This is a genomic window from Salisaeta longa DSM 21114 (assembly GCF_000419585.1).
Lineage (GTDB): Bacteria > Bacteroidota > Rhodothermia > Rhodothermales > Salinibacteraceae > Salisaeta > Salisaeta longa.
On the sequence record NZ_ATTH01000001.1, the window covers coordinates 2,774,696 to 2,794,091 of the forward strand.

Sequence of the window (19,396 nt, forward strand, 5' to 3'; positions counted from 1 at the left end):
CTCTATGGCAGGTACCTGCTCAACTGAATCGAACGTTGTATGGATGACGCTACACTGCGCGACCTCACAGGGCACGTGTGCGTGGTTACCGGCGCCAACTCGGGCATCGGAAAAGAAACGGCGCGGGCGCTAGCCCGTCAGGGGGCCGAGGTGGCGATGGTTTGCCGCTCGCCCGAACGCGGCGCGGCGGCCCGCGATGAACTGGCCGCCGCGGTGGATACGGGCCACTTCTCGCTCTTCGTGGCCGACCTTGCGGTGCAAGAGGACGTGCGTGCGGTGGCCGCCGAGCTGAGCGCGCACTACGACCGGATCGACGTGCTGGTGAACAACGCCGGCGTGCTGCGCACCTCCCGCGAGACGACGCCCGACGGCATCGAGTACACGCTGGCCGTTAACTACCTGGCGCCGTTTCTGCTCACGCACCTGTTGCTGGACGACCTGGAAGCCACCGCGCAGGCCCACGGCGAGGCCCGCGTGGTAAATGTGGGCTCCGATGCGCAGCGGGCCGCTACGCTCGACCTGGACGACCTGCAGAACGAAGACGACTACAGCGGCATGCAGGCCTACGCGCAATCGAAGCTGGCGCTCACGATGTTCACGCACGAGCTGGCCCACCGGATGTACGAGACGGGCGTGGCCGTCAACTGCGTGCATCCGGGCGTGGTAAACACCAACATCTGGCGCGACCAAGGGTGGCTGCCGTGGTTGGCGCGGCGCTTCCGCTGGCTCTTTCGCTCGCCCGCGGGTGGCGCGAAGGGCGTGGTGTACCTCGCGGCCGCCGAGGAGGCAAAGGGCGTGACGGGACAATACTTCCGCGAGACGGAAGAAGTGAAGCCGCCGCCGGCAGCCTTCGACGAGAAAAAGGCCGCTCGGCTGTGGGGGGCGAGCCTCGCGCTCACCGATTTGGAGAGCACCGTGCCGGTGTATCAGAAAGAAGCCGTGCGGCGCGCTACGTGACGGGCCCGCCCTCCGGGAGTGTGGCCGATCGGTAGGCACCGCTTTGCAGGGCCGCGTCGATGGCATCGAACGCGCGGTCTACGTCGGCGGCCGTATTCCACAGGAACGGCGCCATCCGCAGGTAGCGGTTCTGGCGGCTGTCGGTGTAGATGTGCTTCGTCTTGAGGTGCTCGCAGAGCCGCGCGGCCTCCTCCACCGCCAGGATCACCATGGCGCTGCGCTGTGCCGCGGGCCGCGGGGAGCGCACCGTAAGGCCGGCCGCATCGGCCCGCCGCAGGGCCCGGTCGGTAAGGGCGAGCGAATGGGCGCGCACCGCCTCCAGCCCAACATCGAGCAAAATGCGCACGCCCTCGACGGCGTGATACATGGAGGCCACCGCGGTGGTGCCGCCCAAAAACCGACGGCGCACCTCCGGATGGGGCGTGGGGGCATCGTTGAACGCAAACGGCTCGGCATCGCCAAACCAGCCCTGCAGCCGGGGCGAGAGGTCGAGTCCGGGGCGCAGGTACACAAAAGCGTTGCCCGAGGAGCCGCACGCCTCCTTCAGCAATCCGCCCATGTACACGTCGCAGCCCAGGGCGTCTACGTCAATGGGCATCGTGCTGGCGGCATGGTAGCCATCCACCACCAGGAGCGCATCGTGCGCGTGGGCAGCGTCCGCGAGGCGCCGCAGGGCGCGTGTGGGCGCGCGGGCGCCAGTGGTGAAGCCCACGTGGCTAACGATGACGAGCGCCGTATCGTCGGAAAGGGTTGCGCACAGGCGGTCGACCGGGAGCGCGCCGTCGGCCGCCACCGGAAGGGCCGTGGGCGCAAGGCCGTCCAGGGCGCTCCACTGTTGCACGCTGTGGCCGACCGACGGAAATGCTGCTTCGGTGCAGAGGACAGACGAGCCGCGGGCGGCCACCTCGGGCGCCGAGAGCAGGCACTGCATCGTCCAATGCACGTGCGGCTGATGGATGCACGTGCCGTCGGGCGCGCCCAGGAGCGGAGCGATGAAGGCGTCGCCGAGGTACGTCGGCAGTGTCCACCAGCCCACGGATTCATCGCTCGCGGGCCGCCAGTGGTTCGGGACGCGGTTCCAGGCATCGACGCCGCGGGTGCGCCAGTCCTCGGTGAAGCGCTGCATCATGGCGGGCACCGTGCGGGGCATCAGCCCGTGCGTGAAGGCGCGCAGCTCCACCGCGTCGGGCGGCTCGGGAGCTGCAAAGCGGTCGCGGATGGTAGCGGGCAGCGGGGCGGGCACAACAGGGCAGGCAAAAGGCTTGGGGAGACGAACGAACGCACCGGCTACGTGCGCGCCAGCGGAAGCGTCATGCAGCGCGGGCCGCCGCGACCGCGCGAAAGCTCGGTGCCGGCCAATTGGATGGCCACCTTCTCGTCGCCCACATCAAACGATCCGCCTTCGTGGTACGAGAGAAAGCTCTCGGCGCTCACCACGCGGTAGCCGTGGTCGCGCAGCCGCGCAAACGTGCGGCCGTTCCGCTCATAGCCCATGATGACGCCCGGCGCGATGCAAAACACGTTGGCGCCGTCGGTCCACTGCTCGCGCTCCTGGTGCAAGCGCTGATCGCCGCCGCAGGGAATGAATGTGAGGTCGTGATCCAGGAGTTCTTCCAGGGCCTCCTTGAGGTTGCGCCGCATGTCCGTCACAAAGCGTCCGGGCCCGTCGTGCGCGGTGAAGTGCACGGCATAGCCAAACCCGAAGCGCTCCAGCAGCGGCGGAAACACCACGCACTCGTTGGGCGCCGCAAACGTAAACACGGTATCGAGGTGCATGGTGGCGCGCCGCTTCGGGAGGTCGACGGCCAGCACGTGCTCCACCGGCGTGCGCTCAAACAGCTCGTGGGCAATGGCCATGATGGCGCCCAGCGACGTGCGCTCGGAGTGACCAATGAGCACCACCTTTTCGTTGGCCACGAGCAAGTCGCCGCCCTCGAAGGTCGTGCCGGGCGGGAGCTTTATGAGGTTGCTGGCGGCGTCGGCAAAGCGCGGGTGGTGGCGCAGGACTGTCTCGATGATGATGCTCTCGCGGGTGCGGGCCGAGGTGGCCGCGTGGCTCATGATGATCTGATCGTGCACCACAGCCGCAAGGTCGCGCGTGAACAGCAAATTGGGCAAGGGCGGCAGCGCCACCGGCAGGGCCGACTCGCCGGTGAGGGCAAAGCGGTGGAGGGCTTCCGGGGAGAGGTCCTTCAGCTCCCCCTCCACCGCGCGGATGTTGGACGTGGCCGGCAGCTCGCGGCACAGCGCCTCCACAAACGACCCGCGGGCATCGGCCGACGTCTCGAAGGCCTCCCGTAGCAGGGTGCCCACCTGCAACACGGCGTCGGCACGGCCCACGATCGTTTCAAAGACCGAGCACATGAGCAGGTGCTCGCGGCGCGCGTTCTCCACAAACAAGATGTCGTCAAACAGTAGCTCCAGCCGGTTATCGGGCGATACCAGCTCCATCTCGTGGCCCGGCGTGTGGACGATCACCTGTTGCAGCAGGTTCGACTCGCTGGCCACCCCAAAGGGGGGCGCGGTGGTGGCGGGAGCAGCAGGGGCATCGGTAGGCACAGGCATAACGGCGGGTGAGGGAAAAGCGCTTTCAGTGCGGAAAGACCCCAACGGCGAGCGGCGGTCCGGCGTTTCTGCGGATGGTGTGGAAAAGCACCGCTACGCCTCCTGCAGCAAGGCCCCATCGATGGCCGCGCGGAAGCGCGCGGTGGCGCGTTCCGGGTCGGCCGCCGTGCAGATGGCCGAGAGCACCGCCACGCCGTAGGCCCCGGCCTCTAACACCGGCCGGACGCGTCCGTGCGTGATGCCGCCGATGGCAATGACGGGCAGCGGCAGGGCCTCGCACACGTCGGCAAGGCCTTGCGGCCCTTGCACAGACTTAATGTAGGCTTTGGAGGTGGTGGGGTAGATGGGCCCGTAGCCGATGTAGTCGGCCCCGGCTTCGTAGGCGGCCTCGGCCTGGGCGCGGGTGTTGGCCGACGCTCCGATGAGCACCTCGGGCCCCAGAACATCGCGGGCAGCGGCGATGGGAAAGTCTTCCTGGCCCAGGTGCACGCCTGCCGCCCCCACGGCCTGCGCGATGGGCAGGTGGTCATCCACAATCAGGGGCACCGACGTGTCGCGGCACACCGCCTGCACCTTGCGCGCCTCCACCAGGAGGTTGTGCAGCCCGCCCGTCTTCTGCCGAAACTGGATGGTATCCGCGCCGCCGCGAATGACGAGCCGGGCCAGCGCGGCATGGCTGTAGCGCTGCTGGAGGTGGAAATCGGTGAGAACGTGCAGGCGTCCAATAGACGGTGAAGCTTCCATGGCAAGGGGCGTCGGCGAACGAAGGCAGTGCGCGAGATCCACACGACCCGCCCCCGCAGCGGTTCCAGCCGAGGTGCGAGCGGGCCGAGGCGTCGAAGGTCTGCGGAAGGGAGGGGGCGTACGCGCTCCGCTTTTGCCCTGGGGGATTGCTATGCGCCGCGTCGTTGGTTCCTTGCGTACCGTTACCGCATGCGGTCTTTGCACAGCATGAGACGTGCGGCGACGTTAATCTTCGCGCATGCAACGGCGGTGCCGGCCGTCCACGCAGCAGGTGTTCTTTCGTTAACTTGATATTGCATTTCCTGTGATGTACCGTTGAAGCATAATTCACTTCCGGAAACCATGCGCGGCCTTCAGGGCGGCGCTTGCCTGCGGTGCTTTTGCATATTGAAGCCTGCTTCCTATGTCCCGTGTTGTTGTTCTCTTGTTGACCGCCATGGCCGGAATGACCCTCCTGGCAGCAGCCTGCTCAGTCCCTACCGAGCCGCCGCCCCCGGAACGAGAAGAGCCGATCTTCGCGCAGGGAGAGTATGGCGGACAGCCCCTGCCTGGAACCGAGAACCTCTATAATCTAATGCCCAGCCCGAGCGGCGACCGCATTGCCCTGATCCGAGAGCGCACCCCCGGCAAGCCGTTTGACCCGCGCAATCAGCTATGGATCGTCGATCGGGATGGATCTAATCCTCAGCTCATTAGCGTCAATACTATTACAGTAAATTGGCATCCCAGTGGGGATCAGGTAGCTGTCACGGTGTTTCGCAATTTTACTGTTCACACCATCGACCTGGAGACGCTTGAAACCACACAGTGGACCGGAGAAGAAAACCAGCGCATCTCCTTCGAGGTTGCTTCCAGCAGCGGCTGGTTCCCTGACGGTCATCGTATTCTCGTCCACGTAAACCAAAGGGCCTACCAGCAGCCCTTCCCCCGCGGGCTTTACGTGATTGACACCCGCGACAGTACGACCACCGGGCCGCTCGTCGAACTGATGCAAGCCACGACCTTCGGCAACCAGAAGAAATACGTAGTTGGAAAGAAGTATCTGCGAGACCGAGGGCCGATCAGCGGCAACTTTGCTCGTTACACCTTTGCCGATAGCACTTGGCACTGGATCACCGACTTTCCGAAAGACTCCCTCGACCTAGTCGACACGCCGGTGCCAAGCCCCACGGCCGACCTTGCGGTGCAACCGCGCTACGTCGGCTACGCCGAGCAGCTTTTTCTCTTCCGGACCGATCCGGACGGGACGGATGAGGATGCCCGCCAGATCACTACGCTCGGCGGCGATAACCCCCGGTGGGGCCCCGACGGTTCGTATTTCATCTTTCGCCGGGACGTAAATCGGGGGCAGGGCGCGCGCTACGTGCCGTACCGCTTCGACCTCGAGACGATGCAGGCCCGGCCGCTCTGGCCGGCGCTGCCGGACTCGGTCCCGAAGTTTCCCGACCTCTCGACGCAAACCTTGAACCAGATGGCTCCCCGGAGGGGATCGCCTTCTCCAAGGGCGCCTTCTCCAAGTCGGAAAATAGCTCGCGAAGGTTATGTTTTCGAGAGCTAATGGGTCTTTAGTGCGCGCTCGCCTCAGGACGCGCTCACCTCAACCATGGGCTTGTTGCCTCCTCGCATTTTGCTTTCCAAGCTGCTATGATCCAAGCTGCTATGACAGGTTTACCTCGTTTGTATTTCCTGCGCGGCGTAGCCGTGCGCACGGCTGCTCTACTCCTTGTGGCGTTCGCGCTCCTGAGCGGTTGCGACAGCGGGCCCGGTTATACCCACGACCCGAACCCGGGCCCCTTCCGGGTAGACTACTCCCCGGCATGGAGTCCGGAGGGGAATCGCATTGCTTACCATCACGACGCCGGGTGGACCGAGGACACGACCGACGTGAGCGGGCTCTACGTCCTTAATCTCGAGACCGGCTCGACGCGGCTCGTGGTAGAGGGCTCGGCCCGAAGTCCCGACTGGCGGCCCGACGGAGCGCGCATCGCCTTCACGACCGGCAACATCTACACCATCCGACCCGATGGGTCGGGCCTGCGGCAGGTCACGGATTTTGGGGCTTCTTTCTTTCCACGCTGGTCGCCGGATGGCCAAACCCTCTCCTTCAGTCGCTCGGGCTCGACAGAAGAGTCCGGCATCTGGTTCGTCCACCTCTCCGATTCGACATTCACAAAATTCGGTTTTGGAGCTGCACCCGCAGATTGGGCTCCTAACGGCAAAAGAATCGTGTATGATAAGACTCAGATTTTCATTGCTGACACGAGCCGTGCCGATGTAATGCAACTGACTGACAACGGCGCTGTCGATAATCGCCATCCGGCCTGGAGCCCGGACGGGGAGTGGATCGCCTGGTCCCCGCTCGACGAAAACGGTTTCGAGCTTTGGGTTATGCGGGCCGACGGAACCGGCAAACGGAAGCTTGCCAAGGGGGGAAGCTTCCCAGCCTGGGGACCTGACTCGGAGCGCATCGTCTTTTCCAAACCGGCCCACAATAGCGACCTCACTGCTCTCTGGGTCATCCGCCGCGACGGCTCGGAGCTGCGGCAGATCACGAATCCTTCGCGCAATCCCCTGAACTAACGGTCCGCGACAGGCCGGAGGACAACTTGCGTTCCCCATAAAAAACCCTCGACGGGCCCGGTGCCCGTTGCCAACCGACCTGGATCCGCCAAGATCAAGCAGCATCGGGGGACCGGTACGCCCGACCCGTGAGGGAAAGGCGGCCGGCATCCCTCGTTCATTCGTTCTTTTCCAAACCCGAACGAGGTTTGCCATGCGAACGATACTGACGACCCTCCTGCTCGCGGGGCTTCTCCTTGCAGGGTGCGACCTGCTTCAAGGCGCGTCCGGCCCGCCCGGCGAGCCGATCCCCTATGAGTGGGTCAAGCGGGGCCACGGTGTTGATGTCTACGAAGCCCAAGCGCGCGTCTTCCGGGACAGCACCACTTGGGCCCAGTTCTGGAACGAACACGTTATGGTACGCGACCAGAACTTCGAGCTTTATCCTCCCCCGTCAATCGACTTCAACCGTCGAATCATCATCGGGATATACTGGGGCTACTTTTACGGGGGCTGCAGGGTCACCCATCGAATTAGGGCCATCGAGGGCATCTACGATGCCGGAGACCGGGTCGTGGTGGACATTGGGCCGGTTCCCGACCTGGGCCCATGCCGGACCATCATACTGCCGACGCAGGTGGTGAGCATTCCGCGACCGGATAAGCCCGTGGAGTTTACCGGGAAGGTGCCCGAGCAGCGGTACGAGCCCCCGCCGGAATCGCAACGAACTCCGCAGCAATGTTTCAGCAATCAATCTCCGAAAACAGAAAACCCGGCCGCTGCAAAAACGCAGGCTCACGTGCCGGCTCCGGGCAGGGAGCCGCCGGGCGAGGACGGGCAGGTCGGCCGGGCTGTATCCGCAGGATCACACTCACTCCAAGCACAGAACCATGACCATGCGCACGTTTTTCTGGACAATCCTCGTTCTGGGACTCTGTTTCAGCACGCCTCTTCACGCACAACAAGGACCGCCGGACCCGCCCGTCGAGCGACAGGTCATCGTGATGTTCGAGACGGACGCCGCTGCACTCCCCCACGGAGCAACGCGGGCCGAAATTGGCCAAGCTCGGCTGCCGGGCCCGGTGAAGGGCGTGCTGCAGCGGGCGGGTGCCCGCAGGATAGCAAGGGGATTTCCTGATTTTCAGCGGTCCGATACCCTGCGCGTCCTGGGCGACGGGCGCACCTATCGGGTGCCCGACTACACGAACCTCTTTGTCGTCACGCTGCCCCCGAATGCCAATCGCGATTCAGTGGTTGCCCGGCTAAATCGATTGCCCGGAGTCCAGTACGCCGAGAAGAACCAGCGTCCCGCCCCACGATTTTCTCCTGGTAATCGGTCGCACACGGTTTCTTCCCAACCCCAGAGCGCAACCGACGAAGTGATTCCTCCGAACCAGGAAGATTTCGACAAGCAGTGGGGGCTTCGCAACACCAGCGGCCCCGACATTGAGGCCACGAAGGCGTGGACCTACACGAAAGGAAGCAACAACGTCACGATTGGCATCGTTGACGGAGGCATCAAGGCCGGCCACGTAGAGCTGTCGGGCAAGGTCAGCGGATACACCGGGACCACAGATCACAGCACCGCTGTCGCTGGAATTGCTGCCGCGAAGGGCGATAATCCTGCAGGCAGGATCGCCGGCGTGGACTGGTATGCCAAAATTCACTCCGAACCACTCGGTGGACTCGTGAACACCGCCCAGTCGATCGAGGACGCCGTGACGGCCGGGGCTTCCGTGATTAACAACAGCTGGGGATTTGCTGATCAGTCGACGACCCTAACGCAGGCACTTCGTAGCGCGTATGAGGCCGACGTTCTTCTGGTTCACGCCAATCCATATAAGGACGGTATACCTGGCCAAACGTCCAGCTATCCCAACAACGTGGGACCCTGGATCGTCAACGTGGGAGCCATGAATCAAAGCGGGTCGCCGTGGGACAACACCGGGTCTCGCTCCTTTACAGACGTAGCGGCTCCAGGGGTGGATATTTACACGAGTGCAGCTTCCGTCGACTACTACTCTTTCGACGGCACGTCACTGGCTGCTCCCTTCGTAACAGGCACGGCCAGCCTGCTGCTGTCCGCCGAGCCGAGCCTTCACACCCATGACATTGAGTACCTTTTGAAGCGAACGGCGCAGAGCTATGGGAGCGGCCACGACCCAGAGGTGGGCTACGGTATGATCGACGCCCATGCGGCCGTTCGGCGCGTCAGCGACCCCTACGAGGTGAGCCACGGCCCGGCCTCGTTCACGAAGCTCTACAACGACGATAGCGTGAGTTTCCCTAACGGGTTTACCTCCAGCGGGGGCGTACACTATGGCGCGGGCATATACATCTGTGACATCTACAAGCTAAGCGCGTCGGCGTCCTCGCCTGACTTCTACTACGAAGAAGAACCCTGGTTTTGGCTGCCCGTCACCGAGCCTGGGTTCTCGGCGGCCAACCCCAACGACGGAGACCGGTACCTGTCGAAGTCCGTCTCGAAAAGCTCGGCGGAGGCAACGACCTTTTTCTACTACATTGAGACAAGCGTCAATGGGCAGGAGATCGGGTGGATCCCCTTCGATCCCACGGTGCATAAGCGGGGCGGACGCTTTCAGTACACCGTGATCGGTAGCCCCGGAACGCCTCCCCTGGATGTCTCCCTCTCGGGGCCCACGTCGCTTGCCAGTGGCGAGCAGGGCACCTGGACCGCTTCGGTCACCGGCGGCAGCGGATCCATCAGCTATGCCTGGAAGGCCAGTAACCCCCAAAGCTTTAGCTGGTACGACCTGCCGTGCACCACGAGTTCATGCAGCCACGCGTTTTTCAACGACACCAATACGGTCATACCCAATGGCGGCATTCGCGTGACGGTCACCCGGGGAGGCGAGACGGATACGCAGACGCGCAACATTTCTGTGCTTCCGAGCGGGCCGAACTGCCCCGATGGCGGCCTTGTTTGCTACCCAACAACGGGCTTTCTCGCTGCGGGAGCGCGCCTGCAAGGGCTCGCAGTGCAAGCTCCGGCCCCGGGCACGGCGACGCTTCGCTGGGCCGCTACCGGCTCCCTGCCCGCGGCGCGCTTTGTCATCGAGCACCGCGCCGATACCACCGGCGCGTGGCAACGTCTGGGCGTCGTACCTTCGGCCGACTCGGCGGCCGTCGACACGACCCATGGCCCCTCCTACGCCTTCACCGCGCGTGGGCTGCCGGCCGGTCCGCGCCAGTTGCGCCTGCGCTACCGCCCGGCCGGGAAGGCCCCGGCGGCCTGGACCTCGGCGCCGCAGGCCGTGCGCGTGCCGCTGGGCACGGCCTACCGGCTTCGGGCCTACCCGAACCCGATGCACAGGCAAGCCACCGTCGAGCTGACGGTGCGCAAGGCCCAACGGGTGCAGGTGCACGTCTACGACGTGCTCGGGCGGCGCGTACAAACGCTCTACCGCGGCCGGCTGGCGGCGTCGACGCCGCTGCGCCTGACGCTGAAGGGCGCGCACCTGGCCAGCGGGCTGTACTTTGTGCGGGCGGTGGGCGCGCACGTCCGGGCCACCCGGCGCTTGAGCGTGGTGCGGTAGCTATGCGTATCCGCTCTTGAATGTGCATCCTCAAAGAACAACGGCTGGGCCCGTTGGAGCATACGCTGTGTGCGTCCGGCGGGCCCCCTGGTTGGACCCACGCGGCGCGCTATGTTCGTGCAGGCTTTGCGCGGACCGGCAGAACGCCGCCCGCGACCTTCCGTACGCCAACTGTTAGGTACCGCGCCCAAGCCATCTGCCCGCTCCTATGCGCCACATCGAACTTGCCACGCCCGATCCGCAGAGCACCGTACAGGCCGATCCGGACGCCCAAGAGCGCATCCTGCAAGGGCTGAACACGGAGCAGCGCGCGGCGGTGACGGCCACCGAGGGGCCCGTCATGATCATCGCGGGCCCCGGCTCGGGCAAAACGCGCACGCTCACGCACCGCATCGCCTACCTGCTGGCCACCGGCAAGGCGCAGCCCTGGGAGATCATCGCGCTGACCTTCACCAACAAGGCGGCCCGCGAGATGAAGGAGCGCGTGCACCAGCTCGTGGGCGACCGCACCCGCGGCATGTGGGTGGGCACGTTCCATTCCTCGTTTGCACGCCTCCTGCGCCGCGAGGGCGACAAGATAGGGTACTCCAAAGATTTCTCGATTTACGACACCAGCGACGCGGAGCGCATCATCAAGCAAGAGATGACGCGCCTCAACATTGGCACCGACGACGTGCGCCCGCGGTCGGTGCAGCGCCTCATCTCCAGCGCCAAAAACGAGATGATTGCGCCGTCCGATTATGCCCAAACGGCCCGTGGACAGGCGCAAGACGTGGCGGCGCAAATCTACCCGCTCTACGAAAAAGCCCTGCGGCGCGCCAACGCCATGGATTTCGACGACCTGCTGCTCAAGCCGGTCGAGCTCTTTAACAAGCACCCAGAGGTGCTTAACAAGTATCAGGAGAAGTGGGCGTACGTCCACATCGACGAGTACCAGGACACCAACCACACGCAGTACACGCTGGCGAAGCAACTGGCCGGCGGGCACCAAAACATCTGCGTGGTGGGCGACGATGCCCAGAGCATTTACGCCTTCCGCGGGGCCGACATCACCAACATCCTGTCGTTTGAGCGGGACTACCCCAACGCCACCACCGTGCGGCTGGAGCGCAACTACCGCTCCACCAAAAACATCCTGGCCCTGGCCGATTCCATCATCGACCAGAACGACAACCAGCTCGACAAGTCGCTGTGGACCGACAACGTGACGGGCGAGCCGGTGACGCTCATTGAGGCGCTGGGCGAAAAGGATGAAGCCCAAAAGATTGAGCGGAAGATCCGCGACCTCTACGCCCGCGAGAACCTGGGGTACGGCGATTTTGCGGTGCTGTACCGCACCAACGCCCAAAGCCGCGCTATTGAGGAGGCCATGCGCCGCGCCAACGTGCCGTACCGCATCATTGGCGGCACCTCGTTCTACGACCGCAAGGAAATTAAGGACGTGCTGGCATACCTCAAGCTGCTGGTCAACCCGAACGACACGGCCAGCGTGGAGCGCATCATCAACTACCCGCGCCGCGGGATTGGCCGCACCACGCAAGAGCGCATCCGCCGCTACGCACAGGAACACGAGCTGACGCTGTGGCAGGCCATCGAGGAGGTGGAAAACATCGACGCGCTGGGCACGCGGGCCGTGAACGCGGTCGACAAGTTTCGCTTTCTGATTGGCAAGTACATTGGCAAGCGCGGGCAAGGGCCGGCCGACGAGCTGGCGCGCGACCTCATCAAGGAGGCCGGCGTGATGGCGGATTTCCGAAAGGAGCACACCCGCGAAAACCTGCGGCGGTGGGAGAACGTGCAGGAGCTCATCAGTGCCGTCTCGGAGCATGTGGCCACCGGCGACGACGCGTCGCTGAGCACGTTTTTGCAAGAGGTGGCGCTGCTCACCGATCAGGACGAGGACGAGACGACCGACCGGGTGACGCTCATGACGCTGCATGCGTCGAAGGGGCTCGAATTTCCGGTCGTGTTTGTGGCCGGACTGGAGGAAGGCCTCTTTCCGCTGGAACGCGCGGCGCAGGAGAAAAAAGAGCTGGAGGAGGAGCGGCGCCTCTTTTACGTGGGCGCGACGCGGGCCGAGGAGCGCCTTTTCTTGAGCTGGGCGCGTAGCCGCTATCGCTACGGCAAGCAAAAGAGCAATTCGCGCAGTCGCTTCCTGGAGGAAATTGACACCGACGTGGTGCGCACGGAGGGCGGCGGTACGCTGCGGCAAAAGAAGAACCGCTTTCAGGCATCGGGCGGCGGGTCCACGAAATCGAGCGGCCGCTACGACGGCGTCGATCCGCACTATTACCGGAAGAACCTGCGCGGGGGCGGATCGAACGAGACGAAGCGCCGCACCAAGCGCGTGCAGCGCACCACGGGGGGCGGGCGCCGGGTGGTGTACGACGAGGACTACAGCGAGATCGTACCCGGGGCCCGCGTAGAACACAAGAAGTTTGGCGAGGGCAAGGTGCAGTCGGTTGACGGGCGCGGCGAGAAGGCCACCGCGGTGGTCTACTTCGGCTCGGACGTGGGCAATAAGAAGCTGAAGCTGAAGTTTGCGAAACTGCGTCGCATCGGCTAAGCGCGGGAGGTGCGATCTCCATGTGCGGGCCGGAACCCTCTATTGCGGAGATTGCCGCGTCACTCACCTCCGTTCGTTCCTCGCAATGACACCAAGACTTAGATGAAGGTTTGAGCGTTGATGGTTCAAATGGTCGTTCGGTTCGATTTGTGCTACTGCACGCCCAACGCACAAAAAAGCAAAAATCCATGTGTCATCGCGAGGACTGCGGGGCCTTGGTCATGCCACTGGTGCGGATGCGAAGGACGTGGGGGCCGAAGGTCATATCTATGATGGGGCCAGAGGTCATGCCATAGGTGCGATCTCCATGTATGGGCAGAGGCGCCCCATTGCGGAGATTCCACCTTTCCAGGGTGACCCAGCGCAGTGTGACCTAGCGGCTCCCTTTCAAGATGACTGCGCGGCCCGGGCGCTTTCCATTGGGGCGTCCGTGCCGTATGGTGCATACGCTGTTGCTCCCTCGGTTTTTGCCTCGCGGGCATGCGCTGTTGCGCCGTGTACATCTGGTTGCTGCTGATGGGCCTCCTGGGAGGGCACGCGGCCGCCGCGCAAGACACCACGCGCGTGTTTGGCGACCTGGCCGCCCACCGCGACACCATCGACGCCTTTCGGCCGCAGCCGTTCGCGTTGCGCCCGTGGATTCTGCCCGGCTCGGCGCGCATCTACCTCAACGGCGCCCGCCTCGACACCAGCGCGTACCGCCTCCACACGCAGCGCGGACGCCTCTGGGTGGTGCGGCCCCGTCGCCTGGGCCTGGCCGACACGCTCGTCGCGGTATACCGCACGTATCCTTTTCCGCTTGCGCAGCGCTACCGCCGCGGCCCGCGCGATACCACCGCAACGGCCCGCCGGGGCGCGCCCAACGCGACGCGCGCCGACGCCCCCGCCGATCCCTTCGCGGGGCTCGCCATCCAAAGCAGCGGGTCGATCACGCGGGGCGTGGTGGCCGGCACCAACCGCGACGCCAACCTCGCCTCGGGCCTGCGCATGCAGCTGCAGGGCAACGTGACCAAAGACGTGTCGGTGCGCGCGGTGCTTACCGACGCCAACACGCCGCTGCAGCCGGCCGGCACCACGCAGCGGCTGCGCGACTTCGACCGCGTCTTTATGGAGGTGAACGCGCCGCCCGGCACCATGCAGCTGGGCGACATCGACGCCCGCTTTTCCACCAGCCGCTTCGCGCAGTTCGCGCGGCGCCTGCAAGGCGCGAAGGTCGAAAGCCAGGCGGTGGGCCCCGCCGTGGGCCTCGCGGAAGGATCGGCCACGGTGGTCGGGGCCGTATCGCGCGGGCAGTTCCGCACCCAAACCGTCGACCTCCGCGACGGCGTGCAGGGCCCCTACCGCCTGCGCGGCGCCAACGGCGAGCGCTTCATCATCGTCGTGGCCGGCTCCGAGACGGTGTACCTCGACGGCGAGCGCCTCACGCGCGGCCGCACCAACGACTACACCATCGACTACGCCGCCGCCGAGCTCACCTTTACGGCCAACCGCCTCATCACCGACGACCGCCGCCTCACCGTTACCTTTCAGTACCGCACCAGCGCGTTCGATCGCACGCTCGTGGGCGCCCAAACGCAGGCCGCGTTCTGGACCACCGCCCAGGGCGCACCGCGCGTGCGCCTCGGGGCCACCGTCCTCCGCGAGGCCGACGGCCAGAACTTTGGCGCGGCGTTCGACCTCTCCGCTGCCGACTCCACCCGCCTGCGCCAGGCCGGCGACGCGCAAGCCTTCCGCCAAACCGCCGAGCAGGTGCCCTTCGATCCCGAAGCGCCCTACATCCAGTACGCGCGTCGCGTGACGGCCGCCGGCGACACCATCTTCTCCGTCCTCGAAACCGCGCCGCCCCCCGGCGCGCCGGTGTACCGGGTCGACTTCACGTTCGTCGGTGCCGGCAACGGCGCCTACGTGCCGGGCACGCGTGCCGCCAATGGGCTGGCCTACACGTACGAGGGACCGGGCGAGGGCCGCTACGCCCCGGTTGCCCCCATCCCGGCGCCGCAGGAGCAGCGCATCGTCGACCTGCATGGCACGCTGACGCCTGTGCGCGGCGTTACGCTGGTGGGCGAGTGGGCGCAATCGTACAACGACCTGAACCGCTTCTCGGCGCGCGATGCCGCCAACGACCGCGCGCAGGCCTACCGGGCCGGCCTCCGCCTCGATTCTCTCAACGTCGGCTGGGGGCGCCTGGGGGCCACGTTCTCGCGCGAGCGCCGCGGGGCCTCATTCGTAACGTTTGAGCCCACGCGGGCCATCGAGTTTAACCGCCGCTGGAACCTCGACCGTAGCGGCACCGCACTTCCCGACGCCCTCCGCGCCGCCGGCGACGAAGTGCTCACCGAAGCACAGGTCCGTTGGCAGCCCGCCGCCGTAGTATCGGTGGAAAGCGGGTGGGGGCAGTTTCAGATTGGCGATGCCTTTACGGCCCGGCGCCAGACGGGCGCCCTCCGCGCGGGCCACTCAGGCCCCACCCTTGGCTACCGTGTGAGCCGGGTTGCGAGCACCAACCGCGCCACCGACCGGTCGGGCACGTGGCTGAAGCAGCACGGCACCCTGCGCTATCCGTTGGGGGATGCGCAGCTTACGCCGCGCCTGGCCATTTCGCACGAGCGCCGCATGCAGCGTACCCTCAGCGGACGCCTCACCGATGGGTCGTTCGTGTTTGTGGAGGTGCAGCCGGGCGTGGGCCTTACGGCCGGGGCGTGGCGCGTAACCGGCAGCGTCGCCTACCGCCAAACCGACGAGGCCGCTGCCGACACGCTGCGCGCGGCCTCCACATCGTGGACGGTGCAGTCGGGCGTGGCCTTCGATCCGGCCGGCGCGCTGCGGACCCGCGCGCAGGTGGGCTACCGGTCGCGGCGCATCCGCGACTACTTTCGGATCAATCGCGGGCGGGCGGGCACCGAGAGCTTGCTGCTGCAGCTGGAGGCCACCGCCGCCCCGCTCGACCGGGGCCTGGAGTGGTCGTTCTTTTACGAAGGCCGCACCGAGCGTACCCCTACGCAGCAGGAGGTGTACCTGCGCACGGGGCCCGACCTCGGCCAGTACGTGTGGACCGATCTCAACGGCGACGGCCTGCAGCAAACCGACGAGTTCATCCCCGAGACGACACCCAACGAAGGCGAATACGTCCAGAGCTTCATCCCGTCAGACGAGCTGACGCCGGTAGTGAGCGTCGATGCGCGCACCACGCTCCGCTGGGAGCCGCGCCGCTGGTGGGACACGGCAACGGCTTGGTGGAAGCAGGGGCTGAGTCACCTTTCCACGCGCACCGTTGTTGAAGTGGCGGAGGAAAATGCGCAAGCAGATATCGCCTCCATCTACTTGCTCAACCTGTCGCGCTTTCGCACGCCGGGGGCCACGCTCAGCGGGCGCTTGCGCCTGCAACAGACCGCCGCGCTGTTTCGAGATGAAGTGGCCTACGGGGTAGAGGGCACGTTTAGTCAGGTGCGCACGTTGCGCGACCGGGCGGCCAACACGCAGCGCAGCTTCCTGAACAGCTGGAGCGTGGAGGGCTACTGGCGGTTTGCCGACGCGTGGACGGCGCGCCTGCGCGGGGTGTGGGCGCTCGACCGGCAGCGCAGCAGCGCGTTCGACTCGCGCAGCTTCGCCATCCAGACGCGCCAGGCCGAGCCGACGCTCACGTACCGCCCGCACCCTAGCGTGGCGCTCACCGCACAGGGCATCCTCGCGCAGAAAACCGATCGCTTGGGCAACCGATCGGCGCAGTTGGTGCGCGTGCCGCTTGTGGTGGAGTGGGCCCGGGCGGGGGCGTTTCGGTGGACGGCGCGCGCCGAAGTGTCGAACGTGCGCCTTACGGGCGCGGCCCGCGGGCTGGCGCAGTTTGAGCTTACCGACGGCCGCGGCCCCGGCACCTCGTACCTGTGGCGCGTGCAGGGGCAACTTAGCCTCTCCCAAACGTTAAGCGCCACCATCGCCTACGACGGCCGCGCCCCGTCCAACGCTCCCACCATTCACACCGCACGGGTGCAACTTACGGCAAGCTTCTGACGCGCTAGGCCGCCAGCGGGCATGCTCGCCTGTGGGTAGCCCAACAGCGCGCAGAAAAAGATCGGGAGGAACCCGCGAGCGCCGTCTGCAAGTGGGCGCGCTGCTTTGTTCATTGGTCAGCCCATAGAGGAGAAACCGGTTCGCTGCATCTACTTCTATTGCTCGAAGCGCTGACAGTACCCGTGGCCAAACACCTTGAACGCGATCTCGGACTGTATGCCACCATCACCGTAAGCATTGGGGCCATGGTGGGCAGCGGCCTCTTTGTGCTGCCCGGCCTGGCCGCAGCCAAAACGGGGCCATCAATCATCGTTGCGTACGTGCTGGCCGGACTCATCGTGTTGCCGGCGGCGCTGTCGAAAGCCGAGATGGCCACCGCCATGCCCGATGCCGGCGGCACCTACCTCTACATCGATCGGGCGATGGGACCCCGGATGGGCACCATCGCTGGGCTTGGCGCGTGGTTCTCGCTCGTGTTCAAAAGCGCGTTCGCCCTGGTCGGGCTGGGGGCGTACCTCGTGTTGGTCGTTCCGGTGGGCGGGCTCGGGTTGAAGGCCATGAGCCTGCTCCTGGGGGCAGCCCTTGTCGGGATCAATCTCGTTGGCGCGAAGCAATCCGGGCAGCTGCAAGCCGTCATCGTCACCGTGGTGGTGGGGGCCTTGCTGGTGTTTGGGGCCGACGGCGTCACGTACGTCAATTCGGCGCGCTACCATCCCTTCTTTACGGACGGCGCCAGCGGGTTGCTTGCCGCCACAGGGTTCGTGTTTGTGTCGTACGCCGGTGTTACCAAGGTGGCGAGCATCGCCGAAGAGGTGGCCAATCCAGACGTCAACTTGCCGCTTGGCATCCTCCTTTCGGTTGGGATTATGATTCCGCTCTACGCCCTTATCACCTTTGTGGTGGTGGGCGCCACCACGCCGGCCGCGCTGCATGGGAGCCTCACGCCGATGGCCGAGGCGGCATCGCGCATATTCGGATCGGTTGGCGTGCCCATCATCTCCATTTTGGCCGTCCTCGCGCTAACAAGCATGGCCAACGCCGGCCTCTTGTCGTCATCGCGCTTTCCGCTGGCCATGAGCCGCGACCGCCTGGCGCCGGATGTGCTGGCCACCATCAGCGATCGCTTCCGCACGCCCACCTACGCGCTGTGGATTACCGGCGCGCTGCTGTTGGGGCTCATCGCCTTTGTGCCGGTGCTGGAGCTGGCCAAGCTGGCCAGCGCATTCAAGATCCTCATCTTTACGTTCATCAACGGCGCGCTGATCGCCTTTCGCGAGAGCGGGCTGGAGAGCTACGATCCGGCGTTTCGTGCGCCCGGCTACCCGTGGGTTCAGCTCGCGGGCATCGGTGGCGGGGGGCTGCTGCTCACGCAGATGGGCTGGCTTGCGCTGGGCGGAGCCGTGGGCATCATTGGCATGGGCTTGTTGTGGTACCGCCTGTACGGACGCGAGCGGACCGCGCGCGAAGGCGCAGCGCTCGATGCCATCCAGCGTGCCATTCAGCAGCGCGCGCTGGTGCGAATCGACGAGACGTTTGCGATCCGCGAAACGAACGTCATGATTACGCTCGACCCGTCGGCTTCGCCGGAGACCGAGCGGTTCTTGCTTGCTATTGGCGGCAGCGTTGCGCAGAAGTGGGACGGAGCCGTTGCGGCGGTGCGCATGGAGGAGGTGCCCAGTCAGACGAGCCTCTCGACGGCCGCCGATGCAATTGCGTCGTTCGACGCGGCGTTCGAGGAGCGCGTGCAGCACTGGGGCGCGACGCACGAGGTGCCGGTGACGGCGCACGAAATTGTGTGCCACGATGCCGAGCGGGCCATGCGCACCTTCGTGGACACGCAAAGCATTGGATTGCAAGTGGGCGGCGCGGTGCCCGGGCGGTGGCGTTTTAAGCTGCTGGGCCACGATGTGGACGAGTACATGCGCGATGTGCCCTGTGAACACGCATTTCTGGACGATGCCCACGCGGCCCCCGATGCCGTCGACACGGTGGCCGTGTTCACCCAGCGCGGTCCGTACGGGCCGCTCAAGGTGGTGGTGGCTGATGCCGTAGCCGCCCACTACGGCGCCACCTTGCGGTTCGTGACATCAGTGCCCGGTGCGGCCTCTGACGACCACCGCGGGCGCGTCAAAGCATTTCATGATGACCTGGCAGAGCGCTGCAGCGCCCCCACAACCTCGGTGGTGCACACGGCCGAACCGGTACACGACACGCTGCACCGAGAGGCAGCACAAGCCGATATCGTCGTGCTCGGCACCGTGCCCCGCACGCGCTTGCAAACCTTCTTGATGGACGATCTGAGCTACGACCTCGCCACGGCACTCGACGTCCCCGTCTTGCTCGTGCGGCCTCCAATTCCACGCGGGCCGGTGGTGCTCCCGAAAATTGTGGAGCGCCTCGCCTTTTGATCACCTGTTTTGATTTTGCGTCAGAAGGGGAC

At 65.5% G+C, this 19,396-nt stretch carries 10 protein-coding genes; 7 read left to right on the forward strand and 3 right to left on the reverse strand.

Translation table 11 applies throughout. The features are described 5' to 3' along the window. The first annotated feature begins 39 nt into the window (after positions 1–39). Entirely contained in the window at positions 40–957 is a 918-nt protein-coding gene (locus tag SALLO_RS16890; protein ID WP_022836483.1) for an SDR family oxidoreductase, read from the forward strand. Here the strand turns inward: SALLO_RS16890 and SALLO_RS0111665 are convergent. The 3 genes from SALLO_RS0111665 to thiE all read right to left on the reverse strand — a co-directional run bounded on the left by SALLO_RS0111665 (position 950) and on the right by thiE (position 4,266). Continuing rightward, positions 950–2,200: an aminotransferase class V-fold PLP-dependent enzyme gene (locus tag SALLO_RS0111665; RefSeq protein WP_022836484.1), complete on the reverse strand. Its 1,251-nt coding sequence runs from the start codon at positions 2,198–2,200 to the stop codon at positions 950–952. The two genes, SALLO_RS16890 and SALLO_RS0111665, sit on opposite strands and share 8 nt — an antisense overlap. 44 nt (positions 2,201–2,244) lie before the next feature. Next, complete coding sequence (locus SALLO_RS0111670) at positions 2,245–3,522, reverse strand: arginine deiminase (RefSeq protein WP_022836485.1); 1,278 nt, start codon at positions 3,520–3,522, stop codon at positions 2,245–2,247. Positions 3,523–3,615: 93 nt separating this feature from the next. Beyond that, the gene (thiE, locus tag SALLO_RS0111675) at positions 3,616–4,266 is read right to left on the reverse strand and encodes a thiamine phosphate synthase (protein ID WP_022836486.1); all 651 of its coding nucleotides are present in this window, start codon (positions 4,264–4,266) and stop codon (positions 3,616–3,618) included. Positions 4,267–4,669: 403 nt separating this feature from the next. On the opposite strand from thiE, the gene SALLO_RS16895 reads away from it, so the two are divergent. The 6 genes from SALLO_RS16895 (at position 4,670) to SALLO_RS0111710 (ending at position 19,364) form a co-directional block, all read left to right on the forward strand. Continuing rightward, positions 4,670–5,824, forward strand: coding sequence for a TolB-like translocation protein (locus SALLO_RS16895; RefSeq protein WP_022836487.1), 1,155 nt, complete (start codon positions 4,670–4,672; stop codon positions 5,822–5,824). 86 nt (positions 5,825–5,910) lie between these two features. After that, entirely contained in the window at positions 5,911–6,846 is a 936-nt protein-coding gene (locus tag SALLO_RS0111685; RefSeq protein ID WP_028567195.1) for a PD40 domain-containing protein, read from the forward strand. 869 nt (positions 6,847–7,715) lie between these two features. Then, a complete protein-coding gene (locus tag SALLO_RS0111695) occupies positions 7,716–10,382 on the forward strand; it encodes a S8 family serine peptidase (protein WP_084696277.1) in 2,667 nt (888 codons plus the stop codon). 208 nt (positions 10,383–10,590) lie between these two features. Beyond that, a complete protein-coding gene (locus tag SALLO_RS0111700; RefSeq protein WP_022836491.1) occupies positions 10,591–12,948 on the forward strand; it encodes an ATP-dependent helicase in 2,358 nt (785 codons plus the stop codon). Positions 12,949–13,443: 495 nt separating this feature from the next. Next, on the forward strand, positions 13,444–16,956 hold the full coding sequence (locus SALLO_RS16900) for a hypothetical protein (RefSeq protein WP_228702809.1): 3,513 nt from the start codon (positions 13,444–13,446) through the stop codon (positions 16,954–16,956). A gap of 182 nt (positions 16,957–17,138) precedes the next feature. Further along, complete coding sequence (locus SALLO_RS0111710) at positions 17,139–19,364, forward strand: amino acid permease (protein ID WP_022836493.1); 2,226 nt, start codon at positions 17,139–17,141, stop codon at positions 19,362–19,364. The last annotated feature ends 32 nt before the right edge of the window (positions 19,365–19,396 follow it).